Here is an 18,585-nt window from a genome sequence, read left to right as displayed (position 1 = left end):
CCACCACCGTAGACGACCTGCCGGTACCCGGTAGAAGCCCGGATGCAGCGCATAGCGCCCGGCAGGCAGCTCGCCACCACAACACGCACCATAAAGCGTGGGTGCGCTTGTAGCACGGTGCCTGGTCAGAGACTTTTTTGAGTGCGCAATGCACACGGCACGCCCGCGGACAGTGCCCAGACGAAAGAAGAGACGTGGCAGAAGAAACCAACGCCAATAACCCCGGTCTGAATGTAGACGTTCTTGCCGACATGCTCTCGCTGGCAAGCAAGAACAACCGACCCGACACCCTCGAAGCCCTCAGCAAGCAGGCACGCGAACTGCCCGAAGAAGCAAGCGAAGAGCTCAAGACTCGCCTGCGCCCGGCAGCTCCCGCACGCCGTAAGGTTGTGCGCCCCAAGGTTGTGAAGGAAAAGACCCCTGAGCCTCCGCTGGAAGAGGCTATCGCCTCCGGCCTGTCCGCGCTGAAGGCTAAGAAGGCTATTCACGCGCCCGCGCCCAAGAAGGCGCCGGCACAGCTAGATGATGTTGCACCCGAACTGGATCAGCTCATGGAGACCGGTCTGCAGGCTGCCGCTGCGGCACCCGTTGAGGAACCGGTTGTTGAGATTGCCGAGCAGGAACCTGTGAGCGAGGTGCTGGCTCGTGTTGAGGCAGCTGTCCAGGTTCCCGCCGAAGCGCCGGTTGAAGAGGCTGCAGAGTCTGCCGCTGAGGAATCTGCTGTTGATGCGGCAGACGCACAGGCTGTAGCGGCTGAAGCTGAGGTTCAGGCAGAACTGGCTGAAGCAGCAGCAGAAGCACCCGTAGCTGAGGCTCCCGCAGCTCCCGCAGCAGAGGCCACCGCACCCGCAGAAGCAGCTGAAGAAGCACAGACTGTAGTAGAGAGCGCCTCTGAAGAGAGCACCGAGATCATTATTGACCTCGAAGCCCTGAGCGACGAAGAGTCCGAGCAGACCGAAGAAGAAGAGCCCGCAGAGCCCGTCAAGACCCTGCGCGATATCCAGGCTGAAAAGCTCGCCGAAATGCGCGCCCAGGTCGGCATGGGCTCCATGCCCCTGTTCTACTCCCCGAACCTGACCGAGCTCTCCGCAGCGGCAACCATTGAACGCGAACAGTTCAAGGCAGCCCGCCTGGAAGCAGCCCGCAAGGAGCGCATGGAGCGCCGCCGCGAAGAAGTTGCCGCCGAAGCTGAAGTAACCAGCCATCGCCGTCGCCGCCGTCGCCGCGGAACCGAAGACCTCGAAATTGAGGGTACCGAAGATAACGTCGAGACCGTGACCAAGGTGCGCGCACCGCGCATCTCCGACTCGCACGGCTCCAACACCGTTACCGGCGTGCGCGGCTCCACCCGCCTGGAAGCTAAGCGCGTGCGCCGCCGCGAATCCCGCTCCCTGGGCCGCCGCCGCCATATTGTGACCGAGGCTGAATTCCTAGCACGCCGCGAATCCGTAGACCGCCAGATGCTGGTGCGTCAGAAGGACGACCGCGTGCAGATCGGCGTGCTTGAAGACGGCGTGCTCGCTGAGCATTTCGTGTCCAAGACCCAGCAGGACTCCCTGATTGGCAATGTGTACCTGGGCAAGGTGCAGAACGTGCTGCCCTCCATGGAAGCAGCCTTCGTCGATATTGGACGCGGCCGTAACGCCGTGCTCTACGCCGGCGAAGTCAACTGGGACGTCTCCGGTCTGGACGGCGCACCCCGCAAGATTGAAAACGCCCTCAAGGCGGGCGATTCCGTGCTCGTGCAGGTCACCAAGGACCCCATTGGCCACAAGGGTGCACGCCTGACCAGCCAGGTCTCCCTGCCCGGCCGCTACCTGGTGTACGTGCCCGGTGGCTCCATGACCGGCATCTCCCGCAAGTTGCCCGATACCGAGCGTACCCGCCTGAAGAAGATCCTCAAGGACAAGCTGCCCGACGGTGCAGGTGTGATTGTGCGCACCGCCGCTGAGGGTGCCTCCGAAGAGGAACTGGCAAACGATATTAACCGTCTGCGCGCGCAGTGGGAAGACATCCAGGAAAAGGCGAACTCCCGCAAGGTCCTCGCCCCCGAAATGCTCTACCAGGAGCCGGACCTGATGATCAAGACCGTGCGTGACGTCTTCAACGAAGACTTCACCACCATGACCGTTCAGGGCGACCAGGCGTGGGACTCCATCCAGGCGTACGTGACCTATGTGGCGCCCGATTTGGTGGCACGCCTGCAGCGCTGGGATGGCGAAGACGATCTCTTCGACCACTTCCGTGTCAACGAGCAGCTGGCAAAGGCACTGGACCGCAAGGTTTACCTGCCCTCCGGCGGCTCCCTGGTGATTGACCGCACCGAAGCCATGACCGTGGTGGACGTGAACACCGGTAAGTTCACCGGCAGTGGCGGCAACCTCGAAGAGACCGTCACCAAGAACAACCTCGAAGCGGCAGAAGAGATCGTGCGTCAGCTGCGCCTGCGCGATATCGGCGGCATTATTGTCATCGACTTTATCGACATGGTACTCGAATCTAACCGCGAGCTGGTGCTGCGCCGCCTGATCGAGTGCCTGGGTCGCGACCGCACCAAGCACCAGGTCGCTGAGGTAACCAGCCTGGGCCTGGTGCAGATGACCCGTAAACGCCTGGGTACCGGTCTGCTTGAGGTCTTCTCCGAGCCCTGTGAAGAATGCGGTGGCCGCGGCCTGATCGTGCACGACGCACCCCTGTCCGGCCGTAGCTCCGGCGCCTCGGACTTTATTCACCGCCACGACCGCACCGAGCGTAAGCGCGCCCGCAATGCGGCTGTACGCCCGGCAGAAACCGAGCAGGTGGATGAACAGTCCTCCCAGCGTGCCCACGCCATGGCTGATATCGCTGCAGCTTCTACCCGCACCGAGGAGAGCGAAGCAGCAGAGCAGTCCCGCAAGAAGCGCAAGCGCCGCAAGCGCACCCGCCGCGCCGAGGTTGAGGCTGCTGCAGTGGTCGAGTCCGTGGAGTCCGCACACAATAGCGAAGACCCCGCACTGGACGCACCCGAAGCAGCAATCGACCCCCACTGGAGTGGTGAGCAGGGCGACTTCGAAGCCGGCCAGTTCGACCACGTGGACCCGCAGGCAGACCCGCGATTCACCCGCGGTTCCGCACTGGGGGATGTCATTGCGGCGGGCGAAGCAAAGGCACGCGCCTCCCAGAAGGCAGGCCGCATTGCCCGCAGCGAAGACGGCGGTTTCCGCAGCAACCGACGCAACGAGCGCCGCGAAGATTCCCGCCCGCAGCGTGACGAGCGCGTAGCTCGCACCGAGGGTAAGGGCATTCGTGAGCAGAAGCGCGCCGATCTGCGTGTTGAGGATGTGCACGAGCTGCCGCGTAAGCGCCGCACCCGCCGCTCTGAGGAGCAGGGCAGCGCTCGCAGCGAGTCTCGTGGCGAGCGTAGCCATTCGGCTCCCCGCGTCTCGGGTGTGATTGGTGGTGCTCCGCGAGTTTCCGGCGTGATCGGTGCTCCGGCTCCGGTGGCTGAGGTTGAGAGCGTTGAGAAGACTGCTGCTCCCGCTGCTTCCGTAGCGACTGTTGAGACTGTAGCTCCCGTGGCTCGTAAGCGTCGTGTGCGTCGCGCAGCCTCCTCTGCCGGTATTGGTTCCGGTGTGGTTGCAGCTGACGTTCAGGCTAGCGCGCAGGGTTCTGTGGTGGCTTCGGCTTCTATGGCTGATGTGGTTGCACCGAACCTCTCTGAGACTCCGACCTTGCTGGGCACCGGTGTTGCCGCTGCCGATATTAAGCGAGTCGGTAAGGACTAATCGGTGACTGGTTCACCGCGATATAGCGAATAGTCAATGAGCTATTAGTGATGCGACGCTGAGCTGATATATTGTCGGTGACCTGAGATAAAGAACCGGTCTGATAGGTACCTATCAGACCGGTTCTTTTCATACGCGTCTCACGCCGCGAATAGTATTTTTCGTCGCGAGGGGTGACATCCCTCGCGAGGAAAAATACTATTCGCGAGGCAGAAAGGCTAATGAGACACTCAAGCCGTACACTGGTAATGTTGCTAGTTACCCCTAAGTGAAAGAAGAGTAGTGATGAGTTCTCGCGCGTGGGTTTTGGGTCATCCGATTGATCATTCTCTGTCTCCGTCTCTGCACTCTGCAGCCTATGCGGTTTTGGATGCGGATATTGTCTATGATCGCCGCGATACGCTGCCTGAGGATTTACCCGCTCTTTTTGAGCTGATTGAGCGTGATGGCGATTGTGCGGGGCTGTCGGTGACTATGCCATTGAAGACAGCTGTGATTGATTTTTGCACCGATATTAGCGATGTGGCTCGTGTTACTGGTGCCGTTAATACGGTGTATTGGCGTGACGGTCTGCCCTACGGTCACAATACGGATGTGTACGGTATTACAGCTGCATTAACCCATGCAGGCCTAAAGATTCAAGAAGGGGATAGGGCAGCTATTGTGGGCGGTGGCGCGACCGCTATTTCAGCTCTGACTGCACTATCTCAGCTGGGTTATAGACGTGTTGATATTTTTGCGCGCTCTGTGCATAAACTGGACCCTCTGCTGCAGGTTGCCGATCAGCTGGGTGTTCAGGCATATCCTCGTGACCTGAATGAATTCCCGGTAGGTGCCTTTGCCTATCCGTGCATTATTTCCACTCTTCCGGCACATGCTGCCGATGAGTGGGCGCCGCAGATTCAGGCTTTGCATCCGGCAGCGATTCTGCTCGATGTTGCCTATAATCCCTGGCCTTCGGTACTGGCTGAGCGCATTCAGGCCCTGGGCGGTACGGTGGTTTCGGGTAAGGAAATGTTGCTCTATCAGGGCGTTGAGCAGGTTCGTCTTTTTACGGGTATTCAGTCTCGCCCGGGGGATAGTGCGCCACTACCCAATGAGCGCCAGGTTATTAATGCTATGTGCGCGGCGTTGGATTTGCCTGCACGATAAATCGACACAATAAACCGCGGCACGATAAACCGACACGATAGAGCCTTGAAGAAAAGCCCGTAGGGCGGGTGTGTCTCGTATTGAGTAGTACGTGTATACCCGCCCCTTTTCTATACCTTTCAGGTCTATATCTTTGAGCGGAGAAAGTGCCCTCATTGGGTACCCTCGATGACCGTTACATATCGCGTTTAGTGTCCCTATCCTTTAGACTTATAGAAGGCTTATAACTCGCGTCTCGGGCACTGATGGGGCGCACGGGTAGCAAAGGAATGAATCATGGCTCTACGATGGCTGACTGCTGGCGAATCGCACGGCGAAGCGCTGGTTGGCGTAATTGAAGGCATCCCCGCGGGTGTGGAATTGACGAGCGAGATGGTGCGTGATGCGCTGGCTCGCCGCCGCCTGGGCTATGGTCGCGGCGCCCGCATGAAGTTTGAGGAAGATAAGGTGCGCATCCTGGGCGGTGTGCGCCACGGCGTGACTCAGGGCGGCCCGGTGGCGATTGAGATCGCTAATACCGAGTGGCCTAAGTGGGTTGATGTGATGAGCAGCGACCCGGTGGATCCGGCTGTTCTGGAGGGTCGTGCGCGTAATGCTGCGCTGACTCGCCCGCGCCCCGGTCACGCTGATTTTGCGGGTATGCAGAAGTACAATTTCTCTGAGGCTCGCCCTGTGCTGGAGCGCGCTTCGGCTCGTGAGACCGCGACCCGCGTGGCTCTGGGCGTGGTGGCTGCTCAGGTGCTCAAGGCGCTGGGTGTGCAGCTGGTGTCCCACACTATTGCTGTTGGTGGCGTGCATTCGCCCGAGGGCGCGCCGGTTCCGCTGCCTTCTCAGGTTGATTATTTGGATGCTGATCCGCTGCGCTGCCTGGATAAGGCTACCAGTGACGCTATGGTGGCTCGTGTAGACGAGGCCCATAAGGACGGCGAGACTCTCGGCGGTGTGGTTGAGGTTCTGGCATACGGTATGCCTCCGGGACTGGGTTCCTATGTGCATTGGGATCGTCGTTTGGATGCGCGCCTGGCTGCTGCACTGATGGGTATTCAGGCTATTAAGGGCGTTGAGGTGGGCGATGGTTTTGCGACCGCTGATCGTCCGGGTACTGCCGCTCACGATGAGATTAGCATCGGTGCCAATGGCGTGGTGCGCGATTCGAATCGCGCTGGCGGTATTGAGGGTGGCATGAGCATTGGCGATCTGCTGCGTGTTCGCGCCGCTATGAAGCCCATTGCGACCGTTCCGAAGGCGCTGAAGACCATTGATACGTCCACCGGCGAGGTTGCGACCGCGCACCATCAGCGTTCGGATGTGTGTGCTGTGCCTGCTGCCGGCGTGGTGGCGGAGGCTATGGTCGCTCTGGTGCTGGCGGAGGCCGCGCTGGAGAAGTTCGGCGGTGACTCCATTGGTGAGACTCGCCGTAATATGGATTCTTATCTTGAGTCGATTCCCGCTTCGCTGGCGTGGGAGTCGAATGTTGCCGGTTGGGATGCTTAGTGTCTAAGATTCCGTTGCCTTCGCAGGTGCGTTTGTCATCTGCGCGGGAGCTGGCGGCGTCAGCCCGCCCGGTGGGGGAGTCTGCTCCCACCGGGTCGGGCGTTTCTTCGCGCCTTGTCTACTCTTCGGATTCTTCGGGGGAGTTTTCGGCGTCGGTTCGTTCTCCGTTTGAGATGTTGGTGCAGGCGGCTAAGAGTGTGCAGGTGGCTCATGCTGCCGCTGAGTCTGTAGAGCCTTCGCGTGCGTCCGAGCCTGCCCCGTCGAGCCGCGCGGGTGCGCCTGATTCGCTAGCGCATCCTCAGCGTGTGCGTGAGCTGCAGGAGGGGTTCGCGACCCTTTCGCGCCCGATTGTTTTGATTGGTCCGATGGCTGCCGGTAAGACCTATATTGGTTCGCATCTTGCTCGTTTTTATGGGTATGAGTTTTTGGATGCTGACCATGTGATTGTGGAGCGTTACGGTGAGGTTTCGGATATTTTCGAGATCTTTGGTGAAGCGCATTTCCGCGATCTGGAGTACCGGGTGATTAAAGAGGTTCTGACCAGTCCGGCGTATCGCAATACGGTCTTTTCTCTGGGTGGCGGCGCACCCATGACTGACGCCGTTGCTCAGCTATTAAAGGATGAGCAGGTGGTGTATATCCTGGTGGATGCCGCCACGGTTGAGCCTCGTATCACGGGTAATAAGTCCCGCCCGCTGCTGCAGCCCGACCCGGTCACCCGCTGGCAGCAGATTTTTGACCGCCGCTCCGCCCGCTATGAAGAGCTAGCGAAGTTCACCCTGGATGCGCGTGGCGGCCGCCCCATTTCCGAAATGACCGCAGAAATTCAGTCTTTTATTGTGAATTCTCGAAAGGATAGCAATGAGCCCGCATAATGGCCACGGCCACGGACATCAAAAGCTCAGCACTGCGGAGGGCCCGCACACTCAGCTGAGCGAGTCGGATTACCGCAGCGTGGATGAGAGCCCGGCGCCCAGCTTCGGTGCATCGGGAGAGCAGGATATTACCGTCATTCCCGTGACCGGTGAGCGCCCGAGCGAGAATTACAATGTGCTGGTTGGTCACAATCTGCTGGGCACCATTCCTGAGATTCTGGGCAAGCGCACCAAGAAGATTCTGGTGATTCACCCTCGCGCCCTGCGTGCTACCGGTGAGCTGGTCATGGAGGATCTGCGCAAGGCTGGCTTTGAGTCCTTTAGCGCCGAAATTCCGGATGCTGAAGAGGCTAAGCACCACCAGGTGGCGGCGTTCTGCTGGCAGGTGCTGGGTCAGAACGATTTCACCCGCACCGATGCGATTATTTCGGTCGGTGGCGGCGCGATTACCGATCTGGCTGGTTTCGTGGCGTCCACCTGGCTGCGCGGCGTGCGCATTATTCATATTCCGACCACTTTGCTGGGCATGGTGGATGCTGCCGTGGGTGGCAAGACCGCTATTAATACTGCCGAGGGTAAGAATCTGGTGGGTACCTTCTGGCCGCCGGCTGCTGTGCTCTGCGAGCTGGGTACTTTGCGCACCCTGCCGGAGAATGAGCTGCTGACCGGCATGGCTGAGGTGGTCAAGTGCGGTTTCATTGCTGACCCGCAGATTCTGGATCTGATTGAGCAGAACCCGCAGGCGATTCGCGATTCGCAGTCGCCGGTGGTGAGTGAGCTGATTGAGCGCAGCATTCGCGTTAAGGCGGAGGTTGTCTCTGAGGATCTGCGTGAGAGTGGTCGCCGCGAGATTTTGAACTACGGTCATACTCTCGGTCATGCGATTGAGCGGGCGGAGCGTTATCAGTGGCGCCACGGTGCCGCTGTTGCTGTGGGTATGGTCTACGCTGCGGAGCTGTCCCTGGCTGCCGGCTACCTGGATGAGCAGACGGTGGATCGTACCCGCCGTATCTTGGAATCTTTGGGTTTGCCGACCGGGTACCGTCGTGATCGTTTCCAGCAGCTTTTGGAGACTATGCGCCGCGATAAGAAGTCGCGCGGTAATCTGTTGCGCTTTATTGTGTTGGAGGGTGTGGGTCGCCCGCGTGTCTATGAGGTGCCCGATGATTCCATTCTCTTTATGACGTATCAGGAGATTGCTGAGGACGCGGATACTTCTCGCGTGGTTCTCTAAGTACTGAATCTGATTACCCCTGTTTGGGACGCCTTAGCGAGTTTGGGATGTATGAGAGACATCCCAAACTCGCTAAGGCGTCCCAAACGTGTATGTGGGGAAGAATGTAAAGGTTGTCTAAACCCTCGCTTTAAGCTGTGGTGTGTGATACCTTAGGAAGGTCAATACTTTTGCTAAGGCTACCCTAAAGCCTGTGCAGACTCCGGCGAGACAGTGAAAGAGTGCAACGGTGTCCCTCACGCAATATAACCAGTACCTGCAGAGCATCGACTTGGATCATCAGACCTTCATGTCGATTGTGGATGCGTACCGCACTCGTAATATTAACGCCCTGCTCAGTGCGCTCTCTAAGCGGCCTATGCTTTTTGCGCGTCAGTTGGCGCGTGTGATTCGTGCTTTCCCTGATCAGATTGAGCTAACGGCTGGGTCTTTTGCTGTGGCTGGTCGTCAGTTGCCGGCGCCGGTGCTGGTTCACCTGCATAATCAGTTCGCGAATGCTCAGCGTGGTGTGGGTGTTCATGTGACTCTGGATCATCAGCGCCATGTGCAGGCATTGGCGGCTCCTCTGGTGAGCCCTGAGCAGGCGTCCCTGGTGTTATGGGCGATTGAGTGTTGCCTGTCGGGTCGTTTGCGCGGTCAGAAGTTTTGTTTTGCGGTGGCTGATTATTCTCGTGTGATGCCTGTTGAGGATATTAGCGCGCAGTGCAATCCGAGTTTTGATGGTGCAGTGAATCTTTATAGCGCACCGCTGTGGGAGGATTTCCCGCTGGGTGAGGGTGAACTGCTGTGGGCTTCGGGTGTGCGTCAGCATTTCGGCGGCTATGGTTTAGCTCTGCATTTTTATGATGGTCAGTTGCGCCGTGTGGGTGGTGCGGATCGTTATGCGCCCACTACTGAGCATTCCTGTTTTTGGGATGGTGTGCATCGTCCGGGTGAGTTGCGTGAGCATGCGGAGGTGCAGCTGCGTGCCGCTGTAGAGGCCGGCATCCGCTATGTGCTGCTCTCCGCTGAGGTTGAGCTACCCATCCCGGGCGTGACAGCTTGTGAGCATCATAGTGTGCATAGCGCGGCAGAGGATGTTCCTGAGCGTGTGCAACCGTATTTCCGTGCCCTGCGTGGGCATGCGACCAAGGGTGTTGAGTTGACTCATCAGGGGGATAAGTATCGCCTGGTGCCGGGTGCTGCGCGTACTGCGTGCGCTCTGCTGGATCTTTATACTCAGCGTGTGTGCACCCTGGAAGCTGGTTTGGGCGTGGGACCGGAACATGATGCTCATTTGCGCGGCCTGGTGGCCCAGAATGTTGAGTATAAGCCGATGACTGTCCGCCAGTATTTGGATGTGACGGGTGCTAGCGTGGTGCAGGTACCGGTGGGGGTTAAGATTGTGGCTCGTAGCGGCGAGCGTTTTGACCCGGCAAGCCTATATGAGCTGTAGGTGTCGGTACACCGTTTGATATATACGTGAATCTATTACTCCTCACCGTTAGCGGGGCGCGGGTGTTAGTGCGGGGTGTGACCTCGTAATAGCGCCCGCGCCCCGTTTGCACTAGAATAGGGGTGTAGTGTGTCCATGACTCTATCCTGCCCGCGGCGCGTGGGCGGGGGATGCACATGTGCAAAGGACCTATAGCTAGAGGGGGAGAGCATGACCGGTGGCGATATTGCCGGCCTGATTGCGGCGGGCGTTTTCGCAATTCTGGTGGCACTCTTGGCGCTGCCCATTCTGCGTCTGACTAAGCTCTTTGAAGAGCTGATTGTTACGGTGCGCTCGTTGAATCAGAGCACCACTCCGCTGCTGGAGGAGGTCACGAAGACCGTTATTACCACCAATGAGCAGCTGGAGAAGGTTGACGATATTACCTCCAATGTTTCGGATGCATCGGCGAATGTTTCGGCTCTATCTTCCCTGGTGACCTCCACCGTGGGTCAGCCTCTGATTAAGGTTGCCTCCTTCTCCTATGGTGTGCGTCAGGCATTCCGTAAGGGTGGCACTCATCCCAGCAGCGAGTACACTACCGGCCCCGGCGGTGAGAACTAGTGGGCGTGTTGCGTAGCGCCCTGCTTTTGGGTGCCGGTGCGGCGGTGGGTTATATTGCCTCCCGTCGTGCATCGACCCCGAGCGCTGATGTGGCTATCCGTTCTTCTCAATCTTTAATGGTGGCAGGTAATTCTCAGGTGGCTAAGTTTTTCGATTCCCCGATCGGCAAGCAGCTGCAGCCCTATGCGCTCAAGGCTGTTGAGTTCGCTTCGCGTGTGCGCGAGGGCATGAGCGAGAAAGAGGCGGAGCTGCACGCCCGCGTGGAGCGTGCCCGTCAGGATGTTCGCCCCGGGTCCTTGGATACCTGGGATAAGCCCATGTCTGCGAATCAGCAGGAGCGTTTAGAGCGTGATGCTGCTGAGCGTGAGCTGCGCGAGCTGGAGCTTGAGATCGCTCTGGAGGAGCGCCGTGCCGGTGTTGCTCAAGTGATTGATACACCGGCTCCGAAGCCTTCCGGTACTGACCACCCCTAAACCGGTCACTATATACCCCTAAGTTTTCAACCCACAGATTTATTCATAACCTACGAAGGAACACGATGCTTTCACAGGAAATCTCAAAGCGCTGGATCGAATTCTTCGAAAAGCGCGGCCACACCGTGGTGCCCTCGGCATCCCTCATCTCCAATGAGCCCGGCGCGATGTTCACCATCGCCGGTATGGTGCCGTTCATTCCCTACTTCCTGGGTCGTGAAACCCCGCCCTTTAGCCGCGCAACCAGCGTGCAGAAGTGCATCCGCACCCTCGATATTGAAGAAGTGGGCAAGACCGCTCGTCACGGTACTTTCTTCCAGATGGCTGGTAACTTCTCCTTCGGTGACTACTTCAAGGAAAAGGCGATCCCCTTCGCATACGAGCTGCTGACCACCAGCCAGGATGAGGGCGGCTACGGCCTGGATCCCGAGCGCCTGTGGGTGACCATCTACGAGGGTGACGACGAAGCTTTTGATATCTGGACCAAGACCGTTGGTTTCCCCGCCGAGCGCATTCAGCGTATGGGCATGAAGGAAAACTACTGGTCCACCGGCCAGCCCGGCCCGGCAGGCCCCGACTCGGAGATCTTCTACGACCGCGGTCCCGCCTACGGTAAGGAAGGCGGCCCGGCAGCTGACGACGACCGCTACATCGAAATCTGGAACCTGGTGTTCATGCAGTACCAGCGCGGCGAGGGTCGCGGCAAGGACGATTTCGAGATTCTGGGTGAGCTGCCCAAGAAGAATATCGATACCGGTATGGGCGTGGAGCGTATGGCTCTGCTGCTGCAGGGTGTGGAGAACTTCTACGAGACCGACCAGGTACGCCCCGTGCTGGATGCCGCTTCTGAGCTCTCCGGCAAGAAGTACCACGGTGCTGAGTCCCCCGAGGATGAAGGCTACGAGAACGACGTGCGTATGCGCGTGGTGGCTGACCACATCCGCTCTTCCCTGATGCTGATTGCGGACGGCGTGACCCCCTCCAATGAGGGCCGCGGCTACATTCTGCGCCGCCTGATGCGCCGCGCTATCCGCGCAATGCGTCTGCTGGGCGTGACCGAGCCCTGCCTGCCCGTGCTCTTCCCGGCCTCCCGCGACGCTATGAAGGGTGCATTCCCCTACGTTGCTGAGGACTTCGAGCGTATCTCCCGCATTGCATACGCTGAGGAGAAGGCGTTCCTGCACACCATTGAGACCGGTACCGAGCGCCTGGAAGAGGCTGTTGCTGCCGCTAAGAGCGCCGGCGGTGCGGTGAGCGGTGCCGAGGCATTTGCTCTGCACGATACCTACGGCTTCCCGATTGACCTGACTCTGGAAATGGCTGCCGAGGCCGGCGTAAAGGTTGACGAGGCTGCATTCCGCTCCCTGATGGAGGAACAGCGCACCCGCGCCCAGGCAGACGCAAAGGCTAAGAAGGGCGCATTCGCTGACCTGTCCGAGCTGCGTAAGCTGGTGGACGAGCGCGCCTCGATCTTCACCGGTTACGATGAGCTGCGCACCGAAACTAACCTGCGCGCAATCCTGGTGGACGGCGTGTCTGTTCCCGCCGCCAAGGCAGGCGACAAGGTTGAAATCGTGCTGGATGAGACCCCCTTCTACGCTGAGGGCGGTGGTCAGGCAGCTGACACCGGCGTGATCTCCGGTAACGGTTTCGTCATTGACGTTCAGGATGTTCAGCAGCCCGTTAAGGGTCTGAGCGTGCACCGCGCCATTGTCCGTGAGGGTGAAGTAACCCCGAACGTGCCCGTGGTGGCTCAGGTGGATGTGCAGCGTCGTCGTGACGGCGAGAAGGCACACTCCGGTACCCACATTGTGCACGCAGCCCTGCACCAGGTGCTCGGCAAGGAAGCAACTCAGCGTGGCTCCTTCAATAAGGAAGGCTACCTGCGCTTCGACTTCGCATGGGGCGAGGGTCTGAGCGAGGCAGCTAAGCAGGAAGTTGAAGAGGTAGCAAACACCGCTATCCGCGATAACTTCCAGGTCATTGCCCGCGAAATGCCGCTGGACGAGGCGAAGGCACTGGGTGCTATGAGCCTGTTCGGTGAGAAGTACGGCAATGTGGTGCGCATGGTCGAAATCGGCGGCGAGTTCTCCCGCGAGCTGTGCGGTGGTACCCACGTTGGCTCCTCGGCTGAGATTGGCTCCCTGACCCTGCTGACCGAACAGTCGGTGGGTTCGGGCAACCGTCGTGTTGAGGCTCTGGTGGGTCTGGATTCCTTCAACCACCTGGCTGCTGAGCGTACCCTGGTGAACCAGCTGACCGGCATGATGAAGGTTCAGTCTTCGGCTGAGCTGCCCGAGAAGCTGGCTCAGACCCTGGCTAAGCTCAAGGCTGCCGAGAAGGAATTGGCAACCCTGCGTCGTGCGCAGCTGCAGGCTGAGGCTGGCAAGCTGCTGGAGCAGGCTGTGACCATCGGTGATGTGCGCGTGCTGACCCACCACGCCGGTGAGCTTTCCGCGAACGATGTGCGTGATTTGGCTCTGGATCTGCGCGGCCGTTTCGGTTCCGAGGCTGCTGTGGTGGCTGTGACCGGTGTGAACAATGGTCGCCCCGTGGTCCTGGTTGCTACCAATGAGGGCGCTCGTGAAGCTGGCGTGAAGGCTGGCGCTCTGGTGCGCGTTGCTGCCGGCGTGCTCGGCGGCGGTGGCGGCGGTAAGGACGACGTTGCTCAGGGTGGCGGTCAGGACGCTACCAAGGTCAACGAGGCACTGGATGCAATCCGTGCCGCAATCGCCGGCGCCTAATAGGTGTTGATGAGTACCCCGTACGGTGCCTCTCCTTACGTGTGAATGCATAAGGAGGCGTGCCGTGCGGGGTACCGTATCTTTTTCACCCCGTATTTCCCCAACACGTATGTGACGCGATCTGCTATAGCCCCGGTCATAGCCCAGCGCTATATACAGGTCGAGTCGTAGACTTTGCCCACAGAGTGCATAGTTTCACAGAGCACAATACACGGGTCCTATAAGCCCGTGACGGGCACTTATACACTCCATGCATACTTTTCGGCTCATGAGGAGAGTATGCACCACCTCTCACAGAGAGAACGATGAGTGTTCAAACTATGTGTTGGGGGCTCAACTAAGCTAATCTAAGGTATATACAATGACTGACGGTTTTCAGCGCGGTGTGCGCATGGGCGTTGACGTAGGCAACGCGCGTGTGGGTACCGCCCTGTCCGACCCGGACGGTATTTTGGCAACCCCGCTCAAAACGCTGCGCCGCGACGCGAAGAAAAACTCCGACCGCCGCGTGCTGCGTAAACTCATCGAGGTGAATAACGTCGTTGAGATTTTCGTTGGGCTGCCCAAAACCATGCGCGGGGGAGAATCCGCCTCCACGATCATGGCGCGTGACTACGCAACCGCCCTGCGAGCAGAACTGAACGCCGAAGGTCGCGAACACATTACCATCTGGCTGGTGGACGAACGCCTCACAACCGTGAGCGCGCATCGTGCGCTGCATGAAGCTGGAGTATCCAGCCGAGACTTTAAAGCCGTCGTGGACCAGGTTGCCGCAGTCAACATCCTGCAATACAGCCTGGACGCCCTCAAAGCGGGGCAATCCGTCGCCGGCTTCAAAGTAAGCGACCCGGCCCACGAAGCACCCTCGGCAGAGGAATGGACCGCGGAAACTGCAAACGCAGAACCGCGAGAGGAAACCGATACCGAGTCCGTCGCAGAAACGGAGAATCTTCAGTGACCGATAAAAATAAAGCGGAAACCCGTATGGAACGCCGCAAAAGGCAGCAGGAAGAAGCAGAACAGAAGCTACGTCAGAGCGAAAACCCCGCCACTGACGAAGCGGATACTTCCGCACCCGAAAACGCTGACCCTGTAGAGGGTTCAGAAGCTAAGGCAGCAGAAGCGGCAGAGGCAGAAGCAGAAGATACCAACGCCGAAGCTGATAGCACGGACAAAAACGCGGAAGAACCCGTCGCCGAACCCGCGCACAGCGACTACGAAGGCGAAGAACCCCTGCTTGTACAGCGCTACGAAGAGCACATCGATGACGCCGAAGAAGGCGAAATGATCGTTGCCGCCTCCGCACCCGTCAGCGGCGACCTCATCGTAGACGACGTACCCGAAGACATTGTTGAGGCGCTGACCGAAGCTGAACTCGAATCCACCCTCGTCAGCGCCCATGATGACGACGAGCACGAAGAAGGCGGCCTGAGCGCCCTCTTCGCGCCCACCGAAGAAGAACACGAAGCAGGCCTGGACGGCATCCTCATCGAACAGGAAACCGTCAGCGAACGCACCGTCGTCAACCGCGAACGCAAACGCAAAGCGGTCCTCGGCACCGCCATCACTCTGTTTATGGTGGCAATCCTCATTATTGGTGCCGTCATTGTCCAAAGCTACGACCTGTTCAAAAAGCGCGACTACGCCGGCAATGGCAACGGTACCACCGTCACCATTGTGATCAAGCAGGGTCAGACCACCGCCGAAATCGCCAAGGAACTCGAAGCTCAGGGCGTGATCGCAGATTCCGCCACCTTCGTAGAAACCTACACCAAGGAACGTGAATCCAACCAGTACCTGGTGCCCGGCTCCTACGATATGCAGAAAGAAATGAGCAGCTCCAGCGCGCTCCAAACCCTGTTCAATGCCAATAAGAACGTCTTCTACCTGGCAGTACCGCAGGGCAAACGAGTCAGCGAAACCATCCCGCTCATCCTTGAAGCAGCAGGTGACAAGATCAGCGAAGCTGATCTGAAGGCAGCCCTGGCAAACCCTGCAGACTACGGCATCCCCAGTAAATTCCCCAGCATGGAAGGCTGGCTGCACCCGGGTGAATACCGCATCCCGCTCGATAAGGTTAATGCGAAAATGGTCGTCCAGACCATGGTTGACCGCACCAAGGCAGACCTCAAGGAAGCCGGCGTGACCACCCCCGATAAGATGTTCGAGGTGCTCACCATCGCCTCCATTATCGAGATGGAAGCGCAGCCCAAGGATTACGCGCAGGTCTCCGGCATTATTGAGAACCGAATCAACAATCCGCAGGGTGAAACCAACGGTCTGATTCAGTCCGATGCGACCGTCACCTACGGTCTGGGAGTACGCTCCTATCATCTGACCGAGGCGCAGAAGGCTGACAAGTCCAATAAGTACAACACCTACGCCAACCCCGGCCTGCCCAAGGGTCCGATTGACTCGCCCGATCTGAAGGCAGTCAAGGCCGCGGCGGCACCGGCGAAGAACGCGTACTACTATTGGGTGACCGTTGACCTGGACTCCGGTGAGACCAAGTTCTCCAAGACCTACGCTGAGCACCAGCGTTACGTTGAGGAATACAACCAGTGGTGTTCTAACCACAAGAACCGTTGCTCCTAAACGGCTGAGTGTATAGAAAAGAGTGTGAGAGTGAATTATTCACTCTCACACTCTTTTTAATATTCGCTGGTTGCATTTTGGGAGGCGAGACCAGAGAGGCCGTGGCTTGAGTTGCTGGTTCTGGCACTGCTGCGGAGATTGAAACTTTGCGGGTGCTCAAACATTGCTCAGCTCGCTGAGTTTATGGGATGGGCTTGAGTTGGTGAGATTGAGCGAGCTTCGCAAAACTGCGCGCCGACGCTCGTTTCTTCTCCTTGGGGTTTATGAGCGCACGTCGCGTTCCTGAGATGGTTGGGGCTTGCTCATGCAGTCCTGAGGGGGCTGCGAATAGGGTTCTCGACTGATCACGTTTCGCACGCGTCTCTCGCTCTTTTTATCCCGGCTTCGAGACGGTACTGACCCCCTTGCTTCTCCCGTATCCCAGACTGAGATACTCAATTACCTTCCCCATAGGATCGCGCTCTCAAGCAATCCGGCTAGGCTGCGGTCATTGCACCTAAGGTGAGCTTGCCTCGGGAACGAACCGCAGCCTATGCCTGATTGCGACACTTTGCGACAGCCTGTCACCACCCGCATGGGATGAGCCTCTTTAGCTCAGGTAAGAAGCTCACGCAGGCGACCTCAGAAACGTTACTGCCGGGTGGGCTCGTCCCATGCGCCGTGCAATAGAGTCTGATACTTGGAATCTTCATCTTTTACCCCCGCCTCGCGAGTAGTATTTTTCGTCGCGAGGGAAGACATTCCTCGCGACGAAAAATACTATTCGCAACGCGCACTGTCTCACAAGAACAAGCAGGTATAGGGTACACTCAAGCCGCCGGTACATCCCCATACGGGGTATATCCGGCGGCTTGAGTATATACAGGGTAAGTGCGCCTAGTTCACAAACTCACTATTGAAGTAGTTCAGCTTATTCTGAACAGGCAAGCTCACTGCACCGTGCGGGGAGACAATAAAGCCGAGGCTGCTTTCGTCAAAGCACTGAATCGTAGCGGTATCCAATACAGAGCAGGTGAAGCCGTTCGCGCTAATCTTCTGACCCGGCTCCAGAGTCTTCGCGGTACCACCGGCCGGAGGGGCAGATCTAACACCGCCCAGCATCGCAGAGTAATAAGCGCTGACGGGGCGACCTTCCGCGGAAGGACGGTAAGGCGCAAGAACCGCTTTATAAGCACCGATGATACGAGTATCAGACTGTGTTTCAGATACAGAATGGCAATCTACGCGATCAGCGCGGATAGCGCACATGGTAGGGCTGCCATTGATTCCTTGCGCTTGGAATGCGAAAGCATCACTGCCGCTTGCGTAATCTGCAGCGTCGACCGGAATGCCCGCGTTCTTATTAATCTTGGAGTACGCGGGCGTATCGGTAACACGCATCATAATGCTATTGTCCAGGTCGTCCATAAAGCTTACTTTGCCCGAGACAATACGGTCTTTGGAGAGATCGGTTGCTACCGGAGTAACGTTATCGTAAGGAATCTTCACACCTGCAGGGTAGAAGGAGAGAACCTCACCACTGGGCCAGGTGAGATAGAGTGCCCCGCCCTCGGTGCGTGCGGTGGCAGTTCCACGCAGGCTACGGCTCTGAACACCGTAGATCTTAGTGCCGTCTAGCTCAGCGTAGACTCTTGTACCTACATTCCACTCCGCCTTGTTACCTTCAACGTAGAGGGTTCGTCCACCGGACTGCCATGCGCCCTGAATGCTGGAGAAATCGCCCTGTGCAATCTGATCCAGGTTCATCTTCTTTGAGAAAGCGAGGGGCTTCTTCTCCTCAGTCTTGGATGTTTCTTCGTTACGGCTGGGCTCCGCGCTGGGGCTGGGGGAGAAGCTCATGGAAGAGCTCGGTACGGCACTTGCCGAGGCACTTGTGCTTGCACTTGCGGTGGTGCTTGGCAGTGCGGTAGAGACCTGTTTCATGATGTACTTGGTGTAGTCGGTGGTGGTCGTGTCGGGGATTGCTACGATACGTACCGTGGAGGTGTCGGAGTCTACTATGCTGCCGGTGGGGTTTTTGATGGCGACGCCTACGGGGTAGATAATCAGGCGTGCGCCGCTGGGGATTGAGGACTGTTCACCGTTAGTTGCCTGGGCATTGGCGGACGTGGTCGCTGAGGGTGCAGCTGAAGCGTTTGAGGCTTCGCTGCTTGCAGTGCTGCCTTCGGCAGTGCTGGAGGGTGCCGAAGATGCGGTTGTAGAAGAGGAAGTATCAG

The 18,585-nt window shown here is 58.5% G+C and carries 12 protein-coding genes; 11 read left to right on the top strand and 1 reads right to left on the bottom strand.

Going from position 1 to position 18,585, the window contains the following annotated elements:
* Window positions 1–194 precede the first annotated feature (194 nt).
* The 11 genes from Q4P78_RS06815 to mltG all read left to right on the top strand — a co-directional run bounded on the left by Q4P78_RS06815 (window position 195) and on the right by mltG (window position 16,369).
* Complete coding sequence (locus Q4P78_RS06815) at window positions 195–3,764, top strand: Rne/Rng family ribonuclease (RefSeq protein WP_303339613.1); 3,570 nt, start codon at window positions 195–197, stop codon at window positions 3,762–3,764.
* A 285-nt stretch (window positions 3,765–4,049) separates the two neighbouring features.
* Complete coding sequence (locus Q4P78_RS06810; RefSeq protein WP_303339612.1) at window positions 4,050–4,916, top strand: shikimate dehydrogenase; 867 nt, start codon at window positions 4,050–4,052, stop codon at window positions 4,914–4,916.
* Window positions 4,917–5,192: 276 nt separating this feature from the next.
* Window positions 5,193–6,410: a chorismate synthase gene (gene aroC / locus Q4P78_RS06805; RefSeq protein WP_303339611.1), complete on the top strand. Its 1,218-nt coding sequence runs from the start codon at window positions 5,193–5,195 to the stop codon at window positions 6,408–6,410.
* Window positions 6,410–7,285: a shikimate kinase gene (locus Q4P78_RS06800; protein WP_303339610.1), complete on the top strand. Its 876-nt coding sequence runs from the start codon at window positions 6,410–6,412 to the stop codon at window positions 7,283–7,285. Before aroC ends, Q4P78_RS06800 begins: the two co-directional genes overlap by 1 nt.
* Complete coding sequence (aroB, locus tag Q4P78_RS06795) at window positions 7,272–8,519, top strand: 3-dehydroquinate synthase (RefSeq protein WP_303339609.1); 1,248 nt, start codon at window positions 7,272–7,274, stop codon at window positions 8,517–8,519. Before Q4P78_RS06800 ends, aroB begins: the two co-directional genes overlap by 14 nt.
* Before the next feature lie 229 nt (window positions 8,520–8,748).
* Window positions 8,749–9,954, top strand: a complete 1,206-nt coding sequence (locus Q4P78_RS06790) for a hypothetical protein (protein WP_303339608.1) — start codon at window positions 8,749–8,751, stop codon at window positions 9,952–9,954.
* A 210-nt stretch (window positions 9,955–10,164) separates the two neighbouring features.
* Window positions 10,165–10,557 carry a DUF948 domain-containing protein gene (locus tag Q4P78_RS06785; RefSeq protein ID WP_303339607.1) on the top strand — a complete coding sequence of 131 codons (393 nt, stop codon included), beginning with the start codon at window positions 10,165–10,167 and terminating at the stop codon, window positions 10,555–10,557.
* Window positions 10,557–11,030 (top strand): peptide chain release factor 4, encoded by a 474-nt coding sequence (locus Q4P78_RS06780; protein WP_303339606.1) that lies wholly within the window; start codon window positions 10,557–10,559, stop codon window positions 11,028–11,030. The genes Q4P78_RS06785 and Q4P78_RS06780 overlap by 1 nt, the downstream gene beginning before the upstream one ends.
* Window positions 11,031–11,095: 65 nt before the next feature.
* Complete coding sequence (gene alaS, locus Q4P78_RS06775) at window positions 11,096–13,774, top strand: alanine--tRNA ligase (protein WP_303339605.1); 2,679 nt, start codon at window positions 11,096–11,098, stop codon at window positions 13,772–13,774.
* A 361-nt stretch (window positions 13,775–14,135) separates the two neighbouring features.
* A complete protein-coding gene (gene ruvX, locus Q4P78_RS06770) occupies window positions 14,136–14,732 on the top strand; it encodes a Holliday junction resolvase RuvX (protein ID WP_303339604.1) in 597 nt (198 codons plus the stop codon).
* Window positions 14,729–16,369, top strand: a complete 1,641-nt coding sequence (mltG, locus tag Q4P78_RS06765; protein ID WP_303339603.1) for an endolytic transglycosylase MltG — start codon at window positions 14,729–14,731, stop codon at window positions 16,367–16,369. The genes ruvX and mltG overlap by 4 nt, the downstream gene beginning before the upstream one ends.
* A gap of 876 nt (window positions 16,370–17,245) precedes the next feature.
* Here mltG and Q4P78_RS06760 read toward each other — a convergent pair.
* Window positions 17,246–18,585 (bottom strand): DUF6287 domain-containing protein (locus Q4P78_RS06760; protein WP_303339602.1); only part of this gene is annotated, 1,340 nt, incomplete at its 5' end.

Source organism: Rothia sp. (in: high G+C Gram-positive bacteria), from assembly GCF_030540545.1.
Lineage (GTDB): Bacteria > Actinomycetota > Actinomycetes > Actinomycetales > Micrococcaceae > Rothia.
This window is presented reverse-complemented; position numbering and strand designations above follow the sequence as displayed.

What these genes read in the sequence shown, in the direction of transcription:
- aroC (WP_303339611.1), top strand. Translation starts at nt 5,193, where the DNA reads ATGGCTCTACGATGGCTGACTGCTGGCGAATCGCACGGCGAAGCGCTG.
- Q4P78_RS06810 (WP_303339612.1), top strand. Translation starts at nt 4,050, where the DNA reads ATGAGTTCTCGCGCGTGGGTTTTGGGTCATCCGATTGATCATTCTCTG.
- aroB (WP_303339609.1), top strand. Translation starts at nt 7,272, where the DNA reads ATGAGCCCGCATAATGGCCACGGCCACGGACATCAAAAGCTCAGCACT.
- Q4P78_RS06785 (WP_303339607.1), top strand. Translation starts at nt 10,165, where the DNA reads ATGACCGGTGGCGATATTGCCGGCCTGATTGCGGCGGGCGTTTTCGCA.
- alaS (WP_303339605.1), top strand. Translation starts at nt 11,096, where the DNA reads ATGCTTTCACAGGAAATCTCAAAGCGCTGGATCGAATTCTTCGAAAAG.
- ruvX (WP_303339604.1), top strand. Translation starts at nt 14,136, where the DNA reads ATGACTGACGGTTTTCAGCGCGGTGTGCGCATGGGCGTTGACGTAGGC.